This window comes from Pseudonocardia terrae, assembly GCF_021343995.1.
GTDB classification, from domain to species: domain Bacteria; phylum Actinomycetota; class Actinomycetes; order Mycobacteriales; family Pseudonocardiaceae; genus Pseudonocardia; species Pseudonocardia terrae.
On sequence record NZ_JAJTTE010000001.1, the window covers coordinates 88,172 to 104,861 of the forward strand.

The 16,690-nt window shown below is 73.3% G+C and carries 16 protein-coding genes; 9 read left to right on the forward strand and 7 right to left on the reverse strand.

Going from position 1 to position 16,690, the window contains the following annotated elements:
- Positions 1–36 precede the first annotated feature (36 nt).
- Positions 37–1,116: a class I SAM-dependent methyltransferase gene (locus LWC33_RS00440; RefSeq protein WP_233302093.1), complete on the reverse strand. Its 1,080-nt coding sequence runs from the start codon at positions 1,114–1,116 to the stop codon at positions 37–39.
- A gap of 65 nt (positions 1,117–1,181) precedes the next feature.
- On the opposite strand from LWC33_RS00440, the gene LWC33_RS00445 reads away from it, so the two are divergent.
- Together LWC33_RS00445 and LWC33_RS00450 are read left to right on the forward strand one after the other, a co-directional pair.
- Positions 1,182–2,249 (forward strand): 2,3-butanediol dehydrogenase, encoded by a 1,068-nt coding sequence (locus tag LWC33_RS00445; protein ID WP_233302094.1) that lies wholly within the window; start codon positions 1,182–1,184, stop codon positions 2,247–2,249.
- A complete protein-coding gene (locus LWC33_RS00450; RefSeq protein ID WP_233302095.1) occupies positions 2,246–3,010 on the forward strand; it encodes an acetoin reductase in 765 nt (254 codons plus the stop codon). Before LWC33_RS00445 ends, LWC33_RS00450 begins: the two co-directional genes overlap by 4 nt.
- 25 nt (positions 3,011–3,035) lie before the next feature.
- Here the strand turns inward: LWC33_RS00450 and LWC33_RS00455 are convergent, their stop codons facing one another.
- Positions 3,036–4,988, reverse strand: coding sequence for an HNH endonuclease signature motif containing protein (locus tag LWC33_RS00455; RefSeq protein ID WP_233302096.1), 1,953 nt, complete (start codon positions 4,986–4,988; stop codon positions 3,036–3,038).
- A 224-nt stretch (positions 4,989–5,212) separates the two neighbouring features.
- Positions 5,213–5,761, reverse strand: a complete 549-nt coding sequence (locus tag LWC33_RS00460) for a dihydrofolate reductase family protein (protein ID WP_233302097.1) — start codon at positions 5,759–5,761, stop codon at positions 5,213–5,215.
- A gap of 137 nt (positions 5,762–5,898) precedes the next feature.
- Between LWC33_RS00460 and LWC33_RS00465 the strand changes: the two genes are divergently transcribed.
- Positions 5,899–6,564: an amino acid permease gene (locus LWC33_RS00465; protein ID WP_255690360.1), complete on the forward strand. Its 666-nt coding sequence runs from the start codon at positions 5,899–5,901 to the stop codon at positions 6,562–6,564.
- Positions 6,483–6,779: a hypothetical protein gene (locus LWC33_RS34700; protein WP_308190873.1), complete on the forward strand. Its 297-nt coding sequence runs from the start codon at positions 6,483–6,485 to the stop codon at positions 6,777–6,779. The genes LWC33_RS00465 and LWC33_RS34700 overlap by 82 nt, the downstream gene beginning before the upstream one ends.
- On the opposite strand, the gene LWC33_RS00470 is transcribed toward LWC33_RS34700, so the two are convergent.
- A complete protein-coding gene (locus tag LWC33_RS00470) occupies positions 6,716–8,524 on the reverse strand; it encodes an acyl-CoA dehydrogenase (protein ID WP_233302098.1) in 1,809 nt (602 codons plus the stop codon). The two genes, LWC33_RS34700 and LWC33_RS00470, sit on opposite strands and share 64 nt — an antisense overlap.
- Before the next feature lie 77 nt (positions 8,525–8,601).
- Between LWC33_RS00470 and LWC33_RS00475 the strand changes: the two genes are divergently transcribed.
- The 3 genes from LWC33_RS00475 (at position 8,602) to LWC33_RS00485 (ending at position 11,118) form a co-directional block, all read left to right on the forward strand.
- Positions 8,602–9,249, forward strand: a complete 648-nt coding sequence (locus tag LWC33_RS00475; protein ID WP_233302099.1) for a TetR/AcrR family transcriptional regulator — start codon at positions 8,602–8,604, stop codon at positions 9,247–9,249.
- Between the two features lie 4 nt (positions 9,250–9,253).
- Positions 9,254–10,042, forward strand: coding sequence for a carbon-nitrogen hydrolase family protein (locus LWC33_RS00480; protein ID WP_233302100.1), 789 nt, complete (start codon positions 9,254–9,256; stop codon positions 10,040–10,042).
- 83 nt (positions 10,043–10,125) lie between these two features.
- On the forward strand, positions 10,126–11,118 hold the full coding sequence (locus LWC33_RS00485) for an adenosine deaminase (protein ID WP_233302101.1): 993 nt from the start codon (positions 10,126–10,128) through the stop codon (positions 11,116–11,118).
- A 22-nt stretch (positions 11,119–11,140) separates the two neighbouring features.
- Here LWC33_RS00485 and LWC33_RS00490 read toward each other — a convergent pair whose 3' ends face one another.
- The gene (locus tag LWC33_RS00490; protein WP_233302102.1) at positions 11,141–12,184 is read right to left on the reverse strand and encodes an NAD(P)-dependent alcohol dehydrogenase; all 1,044 of its coding nucleotides are present in this window, start codon (positions 12,182–12,184) and stop codon (positions 11,141–11,143) included.
- A gap of 131 nt (positions 12,185–12,315) precedes the next feature.
- The gene (locus LWC33_RS00495) at positions 12,316–13,602 is read right to left on the reverse strand and encodes an acyl-CoA dehydrogenase family protein (protein WP_233302103.1); all 1,287 of its coding nucleotides are present in this window, start codon (positions 13,600–13,602) and stop codon (positions 12,316–12,318) included.
- Positions 13,603–13,804: 202 nt separating this feature from the next.
- Here LWC33_RS00495 and LWC33_RS00500 point away from each other — a divergent pair, with 202 nt between their 5' ends.
- On the forward strand, positions 13,805–14,617 hold the full coding sequence (locus tag LWC33_RS00500; protein ID WP_233302104.1) for a siderophore-interacting protein: 813 nt from the start codon (positions 13,805–13,807) through the stop codon (positions 14,615–14,617).
- Positions 14,618–14,682: 65 nt separating this feature from the next.
- On the forward strand, positions 14,683–15,267 hold the full coding sequence (locus LWC33_RS00505; protein WP_233302105.1) for an Rv1733c family protein: 585 nt from the start codon (positions 14,683–14,685) through the stop codon (positions 15,265–15,267).
- Positions 15,268–15,449: 182 nt separating this feature from the next.
- On the opposite strand, the gene dinB is transcribed toward LWC33_RS00505, so the two are convergent.
- On the reverse strand, positions 15,450–16,664 hold the full coding sequence (gene dinB, locus LWC33_RS00510; RefSeq protein WP_233302245.1) for a DNA polymerase IV: 1,215 nt from the start codon (positions 16,662–16,664) through the stop codon (positions 15,450–15,452).
- Between the last annotated feature and the right edge of the window lie 26 nt (positions 16,665–16,690).

The window sequence follows — 16,690 nt, forward strand, 5'->3', positions numbered from 1 at the left end:
CCCCGGGGGATCCGGGGGGCCACGGAGCGGCCGGGCTCAGCCCGGCCGCTCCGTCGCGTAGAGGAGGTTCAGCGCCTGGCCCGGCGCCGGCGTGACGGTCACCTCGCCGAACCCGGCCTCGCCGAGCATGCGCACCGCCAGCTCCCGGCCCCAGGCCGCGCCCAGCCCGGCGCCGCCCTCCGCCAGCGAGACCGTCATGCAGTGCAGGGTGCTGATCGTGTAGATCCACGGGGCGAACGGGTTGCCGACGTTGTCGGCGAGGTCCGTCGCCGCCGCCATGTCCACCATGACGAAGGTGCCGCCGGGCACGAGCGCGTCGTGGATCCCGCGCAGCACCGCGGCCGGATCGGCCTGGTCGTGCACGGCGTCGATGGCGAACGCGACGTCGACCGGCTCGGCCGGGCGGAAGGCGGCCGCGTCGGCGCGCTCGAACCGCAGGTTGGTGAGACCCTCTGCGGCGGCCTCGGCGCGGGCCCGCTCCAGGGCGTCCTCGGCGATGTCGTAGCCGGTGAAGGTCGAGGCCGGGAACGCCTTCGCCAGGACCACCATCGCGTGCCCGGTCCCGCACCCCACGTCGGCCACGCGCACCCCCGCGGTCAGGCGTTCGGTCAGTCCCGGCACCAGCGGGAGCCAGGCGTCCACCAGCAGCTCGTCGAGCGGGCGGCGGTTGAGCTGGTCCATCACGCCGGTGAAGTCGGGTGCGAACGCCGCGTAGGGCAGGCCGCCGCCGCTGCGGAAGACCTCGGCGATCCCGTCGAGGTTGCGGCCGAGCAGCGGCACCATGGCGGCCATCGGCGCCATGTTCTTCGAACCCGGGCCCGTGAGCGCGGCGGCGTGCGCGGCGGGCAGGACGTACTGCCCGTCGTCGAACGCCATGATCCCGCCGGTGACCATCGCGCCGAGCCATTCGCGCACGTAGCGCTCCTGCAGCCCGGCCCGCTCGGCCAGTTCGGCCGACGTCGCCGGGCCACGGGCCGCGGCCTCGAACAGCCCCGTGCGGTGCCCCAGGTCGATCATCATGGTCAGCCCGCCGGCCGTGTAGACGCCGAAGAGGTGGCGGGCGAACTCGCGCACCGCGCGCCTGTTCGGGACGTCGGTGTCCGCGCTCGTGGTCATGGGGTGATCCTGCAACCTCGCTGCAACCGTTGCCCAGGGCCCGGCGCGGGCGTGACCGTGGACACATGAGAGCAGCACGGTTCCACGGCCCCGGCGACATCCGCATCGACGAGGTCCCCGACCCGGTGGTGGGGCCGGGCCAGGTCGAGGTGTCGGTCGACTGGTGCGGCATCTGCGGCACCGACCTGCACGAGTTCCTCGAGGGGCCGATCTTCATCCCGAACAAGGGCGAGCCGCACCCGCTCACCGGCGTGGAGATGCCCGTCGTGCTCGGGCACGAGTTCGCCGGCGTGGTGTCGGCGGTCGGATCGGGCGTCACGGGCGTGAGCGAGGGCGACAAGGTCGCCGTCGAGCCGTACTGGGTGTGCGGGGAGTGTGTTGCCTGCAAGGCGGGCCGCTACAACATCTGCCGCAGCCTCGGCTTCGTCGGCCTGGCCGGTGACCAGGGCGGCTTCGCCGAGCGCTGCGTGGTCGACCAGCGGTGGGTGCACCCCCTCGGCGACCTGCCGACGGACCTCGGCGCGCTCGTCGAGCCCCTCGCCGTCGGCTACCACGCGGTGCGTCTGTCGGGGGTCCGCGAGGGCGGGACGGCGGTGGTCTACGGCGCCGGCCCGATCGGGTTGGTCACCACGGCGGCGCTCAAGGCCGCGGGCGCCTCGCAGGTCGTGGTGGTGGAGCCCGCGGCGGCGCGCAAGGCCAAGGCCGGACCCGCGGGCGCCGACGTCATCATCGACCCGATCGCCGACGACGCACCGGCGGCGATCCTCGACCTCACCGGCGGCGGCGCGGACGTCGCCTTCGAGTGCGCCGGTATCGACGCCGTCCTGGCCTCGGCCATCGGGTCCGTACGCCCCGGCGGCACCGTCGTCAACGTCGCGATCTGGGGCCACGTCCCGTCGGTCGCCGTGAACGACCTGGTCATGAGCGAGGTCAACCTGCTCGGCTCGCTCGCCTACTGCGGCGACCACCCGGACACGATCGCGCTGCTGCGCGACGGGAAGGTCGACGCGGCCCAGTTCATCACCGGCCGGATCGGCCTGGAGGACATCGTGTCCGGCGGCTTCCGGGAGCTGATCGACAACAAGGAGGAGAACGTGAAGATCCTCGTCTCGCCGAAGGAGCTGCTGGCATGAGCGTCGCACTGGTGACCGGGGCCGGGCGGGGGATCGGCCGGGCGATCGCGCTCCGTTTGGCGAAGGACGGGCACTCCGTGGCCGTCAACGACGTCAACAAGGCCGGCGCCGAGGCCGTCGCCGGGGAGATCGCCGCGGCGGGCGGGTCGTCGGTCGCACTGCCCTTCGACGTGACGTCCCGGGACGCGGTGTTCGACGGCGTCGCTGCGACCGTCGACCGGCTGGGCGGGCTCGACGTGTTGGTCAACAACGCCGGGATCGCCCAGGTCAAGACGCTGCTGGAGCTGACGCCCGACGACCTGCAGACGATCTTCGGGGTCAACGTCTTCGGCGTGGTCTACGGGATCCAGGCGGCGGCGGAGCACATGAAGGAGCACAGCGGGGGGAAGATCATCAACGCCGCGTCGATCGCCGGCCACTCGGGCTTCGACTTCCTCGGCCACTACTCCGCCACCAAGTTCGCCGTGCGTGCGCTGACCCAGGCCTCGGCGAAGGAGCTGGCGCAGTACAAGATCACTGTCAACGCGTACTGCCCGGGCATCGTCGGCACGGACATGTGGGACCTCATCGACGAGAAGATGGGCCCCTATCTGGGCAACGAGCGCGGCGAGACGCTCAAGCAGTACACCGAGCTCATCGCGCTCAAGCGGGTCCAGACGCCCGAGGACGTCGCCGGCTTCGTCTCCTACCTGGCCGGCCCGGACTCGGACTACATGACGGGCCAGTCGGTGATGATCGACGGTGGGATCGTGATGGTCTGAGGTCGGGCGAGCGGCCACGAGCCGGTCAGGAGGGCGGCTCGTCGTCGAGGTCGACGACGGGCGGGTCGGGCTCTGCTTCGGGCTCGGGCGGCCCGAGGGGCTCGACCAGGCCACATGCCTCGTCGTCGGGCCAGACGGAGGGCGGCTGGTCGGCGTCCCCGCGGTGGGGGACCTGCCGCGGGGGTTCGGGCAGGAGCGGCTCCGCGGTGGTCTCGTAGGTGTGGCCGAGCGGGCTCGTCCAGCGGAAGACGCCCGGCTCGGGCTGGTCGAGGGTCCAGCCCGCCTGCTTGAGGCCGTGGTCGTGACGGCAGGCGGGGCCGAGGTCGTCGTCGGTGGTACGGCCGCCGCGGGCGTGGTCGACGGTGTGGTCGAGGTCCGACCGTTCGGCCGGCGCGCGGCATCCGACGAAGGTGCAGGTCTGGTCGCGTAGTTGGACGCGGCGGCGCAGCCCGGCGCGGGGGAAGCGTCGGGTCGCGTCGTCGTCGAGGTCCTCGAGACGAGCGAGGGCACGGCGGATCGCGGACAGGACCGGGCGCCAGTCGTGTCCACGGGTGTCCGGGATCGGGTCCTGAGGTCTGCCGGTCCGCGGCTCGAGATGAGTGTCGAGCTCCGCCTCGGTGAGCAGGATGTCGACCAGTCCGCCGGGTGGCCCGCTGCTGCGCCGGTCCGGGACCGGCGGACCGGTCGGGGGTGATGGTCGCGCTCGCACCGTTCCGCCCCGGACGAACCGCCCGCGGTGATCGACGACGGCGAACCGCCACAGTGCCCCGCGCTGTCGCGCCACCACGTCCCGCCCGACAAAGGCCGGGACCGGCCCCTGGCCCGGCAGCACGACGTGCCGCTTGTCCTGGCCGAGCAGCGTGCTCAACGCCGCCCGCACGTGGATGCCCCGCCCGGCCTCCTTAGCCGGGTCTTCCAGCGGAGCGCTGGCACTCCCGGTGCTGTTGCTGAGACACCTTCTGTCCCTGTCGCTGTCGTCGTCGCGTAGCCGGCTGTTGGCGTCGGCGTGTTCGCCGTTGTCATCGTTCTGGCTGTCGGCTGGGCTGCCAGATCGCTCGTCCGGAACGTGGGGGCTCGCACCAGCAGCGTCTCCGGTCCTTCCCCCGGCCCGCGCGTCGCCCTCATCAGGCCCGTCCTGTGCGGTGCTGGCGCTACCCGCTTCCTCCGCGGCGGCGCGGGTCAGGAACTCCGCAATGATCTGGTCGCGGGTGAGGTGGTGGAGCGAGCCGTCGAGCAGGCCCAGGAAGACGTCGACGCGCAGGTGGGCCACGGGGGAGGGGTGCCCGGCGCGGCGGATCGCCAGCGCGAGACGGTCGACCCGGTCGATCGCGGCCTGGGCCTGGTGGGCGGGCAGGCCGGTCGCGGTGATCGTGACCGTGCCGTCGTCGCAGAGCATGCCGATGACCTCGCGACCGGCCACGGCCCGGCGGTAGCGCTTCTCGAAGTGGGCCGGGTCGAGATCCGCGACGAGCGCGCGTAGCCGCGCCGCGAGCTGCCCGGTGGTCCAGTCGACCACGCGCGGCAGCACCCAGGACACGAGCGCCGCGGCCTGCTCCGCGGACAGGTCGGCGAGATGGTCCGCGAACACCCGCGCCTTCGGCAGGTCGATCACACCGCCGCGCAACGCCTCGGCGACCGAGGGCAGGTGCGCGTGCAGGACCCAGGCCAGCTCCGTGTGGTACTCGGCGGCCCGCCGGGTCCAGGTGAGCGCGGCCCGCACCTCGTCCGACCAGTACTTCTGCGGCCGGGCCCGCCTCGCCGCCGAGAACCAGCGCTCCGGGTCCGCGACTCCGATCTGCGCCATCACCTCGTACAGCCCCGCCTGCTCGTGCGCGACCTGCCGGTACCGCGCCTGCAGCACGATCGGGAGGTCCTCGTTCGCCGTGGCCGCAAGGTCGATCGTTGCCAGGGCGGCAGCGAGCTCCGGCCCGGGCGGCATCGCCGCCAGGTCCTCCGGAAGAGTCACCACCTGCTGCACGGGTCGAACATACCTTCGACCCCCGACAGTTTCTGCCGAGCCGACGGCCCGATCCACGATGGCCGGAGAAGTCGGGCGCAGGTTCGTTCCACGGGAGCGCGCTCGGCGTCCGCGCCCTCACCGATGTCTCGCGGCACGAGATGGCCGGCACTGGATCCGGGCCATGTTCGTTCCCCGGGCCTGACCCGCACCCGTTCCGCCGACGCGGAGCTCAGGGCGAGCGCCTATCGCCCGGACCTGACCACCTGGTACCAGATCGAGGTGGCGTGGGGCGGCCCGCTGAGCCGGGTCCGCTCCAGCCGCACCGACATCCCGCCCGGCTCGTGGAACAGGCGCACGCCGTCGCCGAGCAGCTCCGGCACCACGAACACGACGATCTCGTCGACCGCCCCGAGGGCGAGGCACTGCCGCGCCAGGTCGGCGCCCAGGATGTTCACGGCCCGCTCCCCGGCCGCGGCCCGCGCGAGGTCGAGTCCCTCCTCGACGGACCCGACGAAGGTGACGTCGGGTGGCGGCTCCGGGTCCGGGTGGTGGGTCACGACGATCGTCGGCCCGCTCCACGTGCCGCCGAAGGCGCCCTCCGCGTCCGTCCCGGCGTTGGGGTCGTCGCCGCGGTAGGTGCGGGCACCGACGAGCAGGGCGCCGGTGGAGGTCGCGAGCTCCTCGGCGTCGGGGTCCGGGCCGACGTGCTGCGCGAGCCAGGACATGTCCCCACCGGGACCGGCGACGTAGCCGTCGAGCGACATGGCGGCGGAGTACAGGACACGGGCCATGCCCGGGACCCTGCCATCACTCCTTCGCACTGCGTGGGTCGTTGCGCGGCGTGGTGATTCCCCGACGCGACGGGAGGGAGCGGACATGGCGGGGGGACTCGCAGCTCAGCGCGGGCCTGAAGAGCCGGCACGTCACCATGATCAGCATCGCGGGTGTGATCGGTGCGGGCCTGTTCGTCGGCTCCGGCACCGCGATCGCGACGGCGGGACCGGCCGTGCTGCTGGCCTACGCGTTCGCGGGTCTGCTGGTCATCCTCGTGATGCGGATGCTCGGCGAGATGGCCGCGGCCACCCCGGACTCCGGCTCCTTCTCCACCTACGCCGACCGCGCGATCGGCCGCTGGGCCGTCGGCGCCGTCGTCGCGGCCGTGCTCGTCACGATGTTCAGCTTCATGGGCACGGAGATCGTCACCATCGCGGCGGCGGAGTCCGAGAACCCGGCGGAGCAGATCGGCAGGGCGACGCGCTCGGCGATCTGGCGGATCTCGGTGTTCTACCTCGCCTCGATCCTGCTGGTGGTCGCCCTGGTGCCGTGGAGCGCCCCCGAGCTGCCCGAGAACGGCTCCTACCAGACCGCGCTCGATGCCATCGGCATCCCGAACGCCAAGCTGATCGTCGACATCGTGGTGCTGGTCGCCGTGGCGAGCTGCCTGAACTCGGCGCTCTACACCTGCTCGCCACCTCCGGCGCGATCGCCCTGCTCGTGTACCTGGTCATCGCCGTGTCCCAGCTGCGGATGCGCCGCCGGCTGGAGCGGGAGGGCGTCGCGCTGCCCGTGCGGATGTGGGCCTACCCCGTGCTGACGTGGGCGGTGATCGTGGTCATCCCGGTCATGCTCGTGTACATGGGGTTCCGCGAGGGCTCCCGCTTCGACCTAGCGATGACGGACCTGATCGCCGCGGTCGTGGTCGTCGTCGGGATCGTGCTCACCCGCCGCTCCGGGCCGGACCCTGTTCAGAGCCAGGAGGGGTCCGTGTCGAGCGACGTCCGGTCGAGCGAGGCCAACAGGTCCAGCTGAGGGCCGACCTTCGGCAGCTCGAACCGGAAGAAGTAGCGGGCGGCGGCGCGCTTGCCGTGGCCGAGGTCGTCGTCGCGTCCGGCCGCGGCCAGCAGCTGCTCGAGCCAGATCCAGGCGACGAAGACGTGCCCGGCGGCCTCGAGGTAGACCGAGGCGTTCGCCAGCCGCTCCTCGGCGTCCGGGTGGGCGTGGAGGACGGCGGTGACCTCGACGAGCCGGTCCAGCGCCGCGTGCAACGCTGCGCCGTACTCCGCGGCCGCGCCGCCGGCCTCGGCGGCCCGCGCGGTCGTCGCGGAGAGCGTCTCCCGCAGGGCGGTGAACCCGGCGCCGCCGGCCATGACGACCTTGCGGCCGAGCAGGTCGGCGGCCTGGATGCCGTGGGTGCCCTCGTGGATCGGGTTGAGCCGGTTGTCCCGGTAGTGCTGCTCGACGTCGTACTCGCGGGTGTAGCCGTAGCCACCGTGCACCTGGATGGCCAGCGAGTTGGCCTCGGGGCCCCACTGCGAGGGCCAGCTCTTGGCGATCGGGGTGAGCGTCTCGAGCAGCAGGTGCGCCCGGGTGCGCTCGCCCTCGGTCGCGGCGGTGCGCTCCTCGTCGACGAGCAGGCCGCAGTAGAGGACGAGCGCGAGCGCGCCCTCGGCGTAGGCCTTCTGCGCCAGCAGCATCCGGCGCACGTCGGCGTGCCGGACGATCGGCACCATCGGCGCGGCCGGGTCCTTGGCCCCGGCGGGCCGGCCCTGCGGGCGCGTCTTCGCGTAGTCCGCCGCCTTGAGGTACCCGGTGTAGGCGAGCGCGGCCGCGCCCGCCCCGACCCCGATGCGCGCCTCGTTCATCATGTGGAACATGGCGGCCAGCCCGCCGCCGGCGGCGCCGACGAGGTACCCGACCGCGCCCGGTTCGCCGCCAGGGGTGTGCGCGCCCTCGCCGAGGTTGAGCAGGGTGTTGACCGTGCCGCGGTAGCCCATCTTGTGGTTCAGCCCGACGAGGGCGACGTCGTTGCGCTCGCCCGGCTCCCCGTCGTCGTCGAGCAGGTACTTGGGCACCAGGAACAGCGAGATGCCCTTCACCCCGGCAGCTGCGCCGGGGATCTTGGCCAGGACCAGGTGGACGATGTTCTGGCCCAGCTCGTGGTCGCCGCCGGAGATCCACATCTTGGTGCCGCGCAGCCGGTAGGTGCCGTCGGGCTGCGGCTCGGCCTTCGTGGTGATGTCGGCGAGCGACGAGCCGGCCTGCGGCTCGGACAGGCACATCGTCCCGTGGTAGCGGCCCTCGAGCATCGGCGGCACCCAGGTGGCGATCTGCTCGGGCGTGCCGTGCGCGAGCAGGAGGTTCGCGTTGGCCACGGTGAGCATGGCGTAGGCCCAGGTGCCGATGTTGGCCGCGTGGAACCAGGCCTGCACCGCCGTGCCGACGACGTGCGGGAGCTGCAACCCGCCCACCTCGGCGTCCATCGTCGCGGACAGCAGCCCGGCTTCGGCGGCGGCACACAGGGCGGGGGCGACCTCGTCGTGCAGGACCACCCGTCCGTCGACGAACCGGGGTTCCTCGGCGTCGTTGCGCTTGTTGTGCGGGGCGAACTTCTCCGCGGCGAGGTCGGCGGCCAGCTCCAGGACCGCGTCGACCGTCTCCCGGGAGTGCTCGGCGAACCGCTCGCGCTTGGTCAGCTCCTCCACGTGCAGCCAGTCGTGCAGCAGGAACTGCACGTCGCGGCGGGACAGGATGAGGTCGCGGTCGCCTCGTGGCATCGTCGCTCCCGAATGGTTACTGATCGATCAGTAAGTAGAGTGGGCGCGACGAGCGGCGGCGTCAAGGGGAGCGGGCCATGGTGCGGGTCACCGGTGGGACGACGGCGGAGGCGGGCGAGCGGATCCTCGCCGGTCTGGACCTGTGGGCGGAGTGGGCGACGGCGACGCAGCGGGCGATCGTCGGGGCCGCGCTCGAGTCGTTCGCCGAGCGGGGCTTCCACGGCACGTCGCTCAAGCACATCGCCCAGGGCTCGGGGCTGAGCACGGCCGCGCTGTACGTGCACTTCGCCTCGAAGGAGGAGCTGCTCTTCGCGCTCAGCAGGCGCGGGCACACCATCGCGCTGGAGCTCGTCCGCGCGGCCGCCGCGGAGCCCGACCCGGTGACGGCGCTGCGGGTGCTGGTGTACGCGTTCACCCGCTGGCACGCCGAGCAACGCACCACTGCGCGCGTCGTCCAGTACGAGCAGGGCGCGCTCACCGCCGCCCACGCCGAGGTGATCGCGGAGCTGCGCCGGGACACCGAACGGGTCGTGCGGAACCTGATCACCCGGGGCAGCGAGGCGGGCGCGTTCGCCGTGCCCGACGTCCGTGGGGCCAGCGCCGCGGTGCTCTCCCTCGGCATCGACGTGGCCCGGTGGTACGTCCCGGGCGGCGCGTGGACGCCCGACGCCCTGGGCCTGCTCTACGCCGAGTTGGCGGGCCGCATGCTCGGGATGCCAGCCTGAGCCCATGCGGATCGCCCTGGCCCAGATCGTCTCGACCCCGTCGCCGGAGGAGAACCTCGGGCTCGTCGCCGACGGGGCACGCGCGGCGGCCGAGGCCGGCGCCCGGATCGTCGTGTTCCCCGAGGCCACGATGTGCTGCTTCGGCGTGAAGCTGGGCCCGGTCGCCGAGCCGCTCGACGGCCCGTGGGCAGGCCGGGTGCGGACGATCGCCGAGGAGGCCGGGATCACCGTGGTCGCCGGCATGTTCACCCCGGCCGAGGACGGTCGCGTGCACAACACGCTGCTGGCGACCGGCGGGGAGGTCGAGGCGTCCTACGAGAAGATCCACCTGTTCGACGCCTTCGGGTTCGCCGAGTCGGACACCGTCGCCCCGGGCACGGGGCTGCGCACGATCCAGGTCGACGGGCGCACGATCGGCCTCACCACCTGCTACGACCTGCGCTTCCCCGGGCTCTACCAGGCCCTCGGCGACCGCGGGGCGCGGCTGGTCCTGGCGCCGGCGTCGTGGGGCGCGGGGCCGGGCAAGCGCGAGCAGTGGGACCTGCTGGTGCGCGCGCGGGCCCTGGACTCGACGGCGTTCGTCGCCGCCTGCGACCAGGCCGACCCGGCGACGGTGGGCCGCGAGCGCGGGAAGGCGCCGACGGGGATCGGCGCGAGCCTGGTCGCGAACCCGTACGGGGCGGTCGTCGCGCAGCTGGGGGAGGAGCCCGGGCTGCTCGTGGCCGAGGTCGACCTGGACGAGGTCGACGCGGCGCGCAAGGCCGTCCCGGTGCTGGCGAACCGCCGCTTCTGACGGTTCCGGCCGGTGCTCGACGGGAACGCCCACGGGTTCGTGCCCGAGGACTGAATCCGGCCGGGTGGGGCACTCTGCGGGGGATGATCGCTCCCACTCCGCCCACGGCCGAGCTGCACCTCCACGTCGAGGGCACGATCGAGGCCGAGCTGCTCGTCCGGCTCGCCGACCGGCACGGCCTCCCGTTGCCCTCGCGCGATCCCGCCGTCCTGCGCGAGCGGTACGCGCACTTCGTCGACCTGCGGTCCTTCCTCGACGTGTACTACGCGAACCTCGCCGTGCTGCGCACCGAGGAGGACTTCCACGAGCTCGCCACCGGCTACCTCGACCGCGCGCTGAAGGCCGGGGTGCGGCGGGCGGAGGTGTTCTTCGACCCGCAGACCCACGTGCAGCACGGCGTGCCGCTCGAGGCGGTGATCCATGGGCTGAGCAGCGCGTTCTCCGCGGCCGAGGAGACGCACGGGGTGTCGGCGGCGCTGATCCTCTGCTTCCTGCGCGACCTCGGCCCGGAGGCGGCGGAGGAGATCCTCCGGGCGGCGTTGCCCTTCCGCGAGCACTTCATCGGGGTCGGGCTGGACTCGGCGGAGGTCGGGTACCCGCCGTCGCTCTTCACCGGCGTCTACGCGATGGCGGCGGCCGAGGGGCTGCACCGGGTCGCGCACGCGGGGGAGGAGGGCGGCGCGGAGTACGTGCGCGAGGCCCTCGACCTGCTGCACGTGGAGCGGGTCGACCACGGTATCCGGGCCATGGAGGACCCGGAACTGGTGGCCCGGCTCCGTGACGAGCGGATCCCGCTCACGGTGTGCCCGCTCTCGAACGTGTCCCTGCGTGCCGTCGACACCCTCGGCGAGCACCCGCTCCCGCGGATGCTCGACGAGGGGCTGCTCGCCACCGTGAACAGCGACGACCCGGCCTACTTCGGCGGGTACGTCGACGACAACTACCGGGCCGTCGCGCGCGAGCTCGGCCTGGACCGGCCGCGGCTCGCGCAGCTGGCCCGCAACTCCGTCGACGCCACCTTCGCGCCGGAGGAGGACAAGCGGCGCTGGCACGCCGAGATCGACGCCTGGCTCTGACGCGGCAGGTCCCGCCGTGCGGTCAGGCGTGCGGCACGACGACCGCGCGCCCGGACAGCTCGCCGGCCTCCAGCCGGCGGTAGGCCTCGAGGGCGTCGTCGAGGCAGTACCGCTCGACGTCCGGGACGATCTGGCCCGCCCGGTACATCGCGACCACCTCGTGCAGGTCGTCGACGCTGCCCCAGTAGGTGTTGGTGAGCGTGGACTCGTACGGCGTGGCGAAGAAGTTCCACTCCACGGTCCCGCCCGCGATCCCGACGACCGTCAGCCGCCCGCCGACGGCCATCGAGGCCTGGGCGAGCGCGATCGTCGGGGTGACGCCGACGAAGTCGAAGGCCGCGTCCACGCCGCGCCCGCCGGTGATCTCGCGGATCCGGGCGGCCCGGTCCGGCCCGCCGGGAACGGTGACGGCGCCGCGCTCGGCCGCGCGGGCCATCGCGTCCGCCTTCGTGTCGGTGGCGATGACCGTCGCACCGGTGAGCGCGGTGAGGATCTGCAGGGCGATCTGGCCCAGTCCGCCCAGGCCCACGACCAGGGCGTACCTCCCGCCGCCCGCAAGGTGGGGCAGGGCGTTGCGGACCGCGTGGTACGGCGTGAGCGCCGCGTCGGCGAGCGGCGCCGCGGCGACGGGGTCGGTGTCCCCGAGCGGGACGAGGTTGCGCGCCGGGACGGTCACGTACTCGGCCATGCCCCCGTCGCGACCCAGGCCGATCGCCGCGTACGGGTTCGTCGCGGCGTTCTCGCAGTAGTTCTCCTTGCCCTGCACGCACATCCGGCAGTGGCCGCAGCCGACCGGGCCGTAGACGAGGTAGGCGTCGCCCTTCGTGAACCCGGTGACCCCGGGCCCGACCTCCTCGACCCAGCCGGAGCTCTCGTGGCCGAGCACGAACCCGGGCTCCTGGGCGCCGGGCGTGCCGGCCGTGAACTCGCGGTAGACCGCGACGTCCGAGTGGCACGCCCCGGCCCCGGCGACCTTCAGCAGGACCTCGCCGGGTCCGGGGACGGGCTTGTCGACCTCCCGCAGCGCGGGGAAGGTCTGGTACTGCTCGAAGACGACGGCGCGCATCGTCGGTCCTTTCTCGAAGCGTTCTCGAGGGGCCGACCGGGCGTCGGGTACGAGGAGGCGGCGTCGCGAGCGGCCTCATCGTCGTACGCCCTTATCCTACACCTGTCGGACAACGCGCCGTCGTCGTCGGGTCAGTCGTTCGCGGTGGCCAGGTCCAGGTACTGCGCGAACTTCTTCTGGGCCGCCGCCGCGCGGGTCGGGACGTGCTCGGTCGGCACGTCCTTCGCCTCGTAGCCGCGCAGGATGCGCTTGGCGAGGGTGGCCTTGTGCACCTCGTCCGGGCCGTCGTAGATGCGTGCGGCGCGGGCCGCCCGGTACATCTGCTCCAGCGGCAGGTCGCCGGAGAAGCCCAGCGAGCCGTGGATCTGGATGGCCCGGTCGATGACGTCGTGAAGGATCTTCGCGCCCCAGAACTTGATCATGGCGATCTCGTTGCGGGAGTTCGACGCGCCGACCTGGTCCATCGTCCACGCCGCCTGCAGGGTCAGCAGGCGCGCGGCCTGCATCTCCGCGGCGGAGGTGGCGACCCAGTCCTGGATCATCTGCTTGTCGGCGAGCACCGAGCCGTGCGCGTAGCGGGAGACGGCCCGCTCGCAGAGCATGTCGAAGGCGCGCTTCGACTGGCCCAGCCAGCGCATCGCGTGGTGGATGCGGCCCGGGCCGAGGCGCTGCTGGGCGAGCTTGAAGCCGTCGCCGGGGTTGCCGACGAGGTTCGACTTCGGCACCCGCACATTGTCGTAGATGATCTCGGCGTGCCCGCCCTCGAGCTGCGGGTGCACCGTCGAGTGGTCCATGACCGGGATGTCGCGCAGGATGTTCACGCCCGGCGTGTCCGTCGGGACGATGATCATCGACGAGCCCTGGTACGGCGAGACGTCCGGGTCCGTCACGGCCATGACGATCAGGAAGTCCGCGCGGCTGGCGTTCGACGAGAACCACTTGTGCCCGTTGATCACGTACTCGTCGCCCTCGAGCACGGCCCGGGTGGTGAGCAGGGTCGGGTCCGCGCCCGCGCCCGGCTCGGTCATCGAGAAGCAGGAGCGCAGCTCGCCGCGCAGCAGCGGGTGCATCCACTGCTCCTTCTGCTCCGGCGAGCCGCCGATCGCCAGCAGCTCCGCGTTGCCGGAGTCCGGCGCCTGGTTGCCGAAGATGCCCGGTGCGAACTTGCTCTGCCCGAGGATCTCGTGCATCAGGCCGAGCTTGACCTGCCCGAACCCGCCGCCGCCCAGCTCCGGGGGCAGGTGCGCGGCCCACAGGCCCTGCTCCTTGACCTGCTCCTTGAGCGGCGCGGTGATCCGGGCGTACTGCTCCGGGGTCAGGTCCAGCGTCTCGATCGGGAAGATCTCCTCCCGGACGAACTCCCGCATCCAGTCCAGCTTCTTCTCGAACTCCGGCTCGGTGGAGAAGTCCCACGCCATCGTGCCCGCACCTCCGCGACTCGCGTTCGCCGACGCCTGCGTCGGCCGTTGCCTGCACGCTAGTTGATGCAGCCGCCTTACGGCAGTCCCCTCCCGGAGTCGACTCGTCGCGTCGTCTCCCGAGTAGATGATCGACGGTGGTGCGGGAATTGGTTAGCCTCACCTGTGTTCCCCGATCCTCGTCCGTGGAGGTCCGCACGACATGGCCACCGAGCTGGAGAACGGCCCCGTCCCCGTGGTGACGGAGACCGTCGAGCGGCTGTCGCCGAGCCTGGTCCGGGTGGGTCTCGGCGGGCCCGGCCTGGCCTCGTTCGCCCCGCTCGGGGTCCCGGACGAGGCCGTGGTCCTGCGGTTCCCGGGGTCCGAGGCAGCGCGCTGGTACACCGTGCGACGGTGCGAGCCGGGCCGGCTGACCGTCGACATCGTGCTGCACCCCGGCGGGGTCGGAGGCGAGTGGGCGTCCCGGGCGCAGGTCGGCGACCGGCTCGAGATCACGCACCGGAACAGCTGGTTCCGTCGGCCCCCGGAGGCGGGCTGGCAGCTGCTCCTCGGCGACGTCACGGCCCTGCCGGCCCTCGGCCGGATCGTGGAGGAGTCGGCGGACCGGCTGCCGACGACGGTGCTGGTCGAGGTGCCGCACCGCGAGGACGCCCAGGAGCTGCCCGGTGCCCAGGTGCGCTGGATGCACACGGCCGGGCTGGGGCAAGCGCCCAGCCGGCTCGCCGAGCTCGTGCGGGGCGCGCAGCTGCCGCCCGGTCCCGGCTACGTGTACGTGGCCGGCGAGGCGTCGGCGACCCGGGCGGTGCGTCGCTACCTGCGCCAGGAGCTGAAGCTGTCCGCCGGCTCCTACGGCGTCGTCGGGTACTGGCGGGCGGAGTCCGAGAAGTGGTTCGCGCGGGTCGCCGAGACGGGCGCGGACACGGCCGCGATCTACGCCGAGGAGCTCGACGCGGGTGGCGACCTCGAGGACGTCCGCGCCCGGTACGAGGAGCGCCTCGCCACCCTCGGGCTGTGACGAACCCGGTGTGACGATCCGGCCCGGCCGTAACGGCGGGGGTGGGCCAGGACGAGAACCGGGCCGTGGAGACCCGACGCGGCCGGAGGCTGCCGCGCAGGCGGACGGACCGGATCGAGGACGTCGTGGCCGTCCTGCTGTGCGCGTTCGGCGTGGTGGCGATGGTGCTCGCCGGGCTGGTCGGCGCGGCGGCGCACGGCACCGTGTCGGCGCGGGCGTACCAGGAGGCGGCGGACCGCACCCGCGTGGTCGCGACGGTCGTCCTGCCGGCGGACGCGGCCGCCACGACGGACGGCGTCGGCCCCGGCACCCGGCGCGCCACGGCCACCTGGACCGCTCCCGACGGCACGCAACGCATCGACGAGGTCACGGTCCCGCTGAGCGCGAAGGCCGGCTCGGCCGTCCCGGTGTGGGTGGACCGTGCCGGGACGCCCGCCCGGCCCCCGATCGCGCCCGGCGCGGGCGTGCTGGTGGGCGCCGTGGCCGCGGGCTGGGTCGCGGTCGCCGCGGCGCTGCTGCTCCTGGCGGCCTGGCGGCTCGCGCTGGGCTGGACCGCCCGACGCAACGACGCCGAGTGGACCCGCCGGTGGGCCGAGGTCGAACCCGAGTGGTCGGGTCGCGCGGCCGGACCGGCCGGCCGCGCGGGCTGAGCCGTCCGCACGTCGGCCCGGTTTCCGGAGCGTTCACGCACCCACAACGAACCCGACGGGCAACTCCCCGCGCCCCCGCTCGTTGAACCGGATGCCGGTATCGGCGGGGACTGGGGAGCCCCCTCGCCGATACCGGCAGATCCTTCTCTGGCCCGGTCCCGGGTTCCGGCTGCGGCGCCGGATCATCCGTCCGGCAGGATCGGCACCTCCAGTCCCTGGTCGCGGCCCAGCCGCGCCGCCCGGGTGACGGACTCCGCGCCGAACCGGCTCCGCAGCGAGTCCAGGGTCCGGTCCAGCTCGGGCCCGCTCGTGCGGTCGAAGGGCAGGGCGAGCTGCATCGCGTCGTCCGTGTCGAGGTTCGTGAACGAGATCCCGAGCAGCGTGAGCCCGCGGTCGAGGATCATGCTCAACGACTCGCGCAGCAGCCGCCGCGCCGCCTCCAGCAAGGTCGGGGTGTGGTCCGTGGCGCGGGCGAGGGTGTGCGAGCGGGTCGCGCGGGTGTAGTCGCCGAACCGCAGCCGCAGGACCACGGTGCGGCAGGTCCGGCCCGCGCCGCGCAGCCGCTTGCCCAGCCGGTCGACGATCCCGGCCAGGATCGCATCCATCTCCTCCGGGGTGCGGTGGCGGCGGCCGAGTGCGCGCTGCGAGCCGATGGACCGCCGGCGCCGCCCCGTCTCGACCACGCGTGGGTCGTGGTTGTGGGCCAGGGCGTGCAGGTGCCGCCCCGACGCCCGGCCGAGCAGCGACACCAGCGCGGGCTCGCCGAGGTCCGCGACCTCGCCGACCGTGTGGATCCCCAGCGCGTGCAGCTTCGCCGCGGTGACCTTCCCGACGCCCCACAGCCGTTCGACGGGCAGCGGGTGCAGGAACGCCGGCTCGCCGCCCGGCGGGACCTCCAGCAGGCCGTCGGGCTTCGCGACCCCGCTGGCCACCTTCGCGAGGAACTTCGTGCAGGCCACGCCGACGGTGATCGGCAGGCCCGCCTCGGCGAGCACCCGCGCCCGCAGCCGCTGTGCGATCGCCACCGGCGTGCCCGCGATCCGCCACAGGCCGCCGACGTCGAGGAACGCCTCGTCGATCGAGATCCCCTCGACCACGGGCGTGGTGTCCCTGAAGATCGCGAAGACGGCCTTGCTGGCCTCGCTGTAGGCGGAGAACCGCGGCGGGACCACGACCGCGTGCGGGCACAGCGCCCGCGCCTGCCGGCCGCCCATCGCGGTGCGCACCCCGAAGGCCTTGGCCTCGTAGCTGGCCGCGAGCACGACTCCGCCGCCGACGATCACGGGACGGCCGCGCAGCCGCGGCGCGTCCCGCTGCTCGACGGACGCGTAGAAGGAGTCGAGGTCGGCGTGCAGGATGCTCGCCTCGGCGCGACTCTCGATCCGGGACACGAACAGATGTTCGCATCCCACCCCGACGGAAT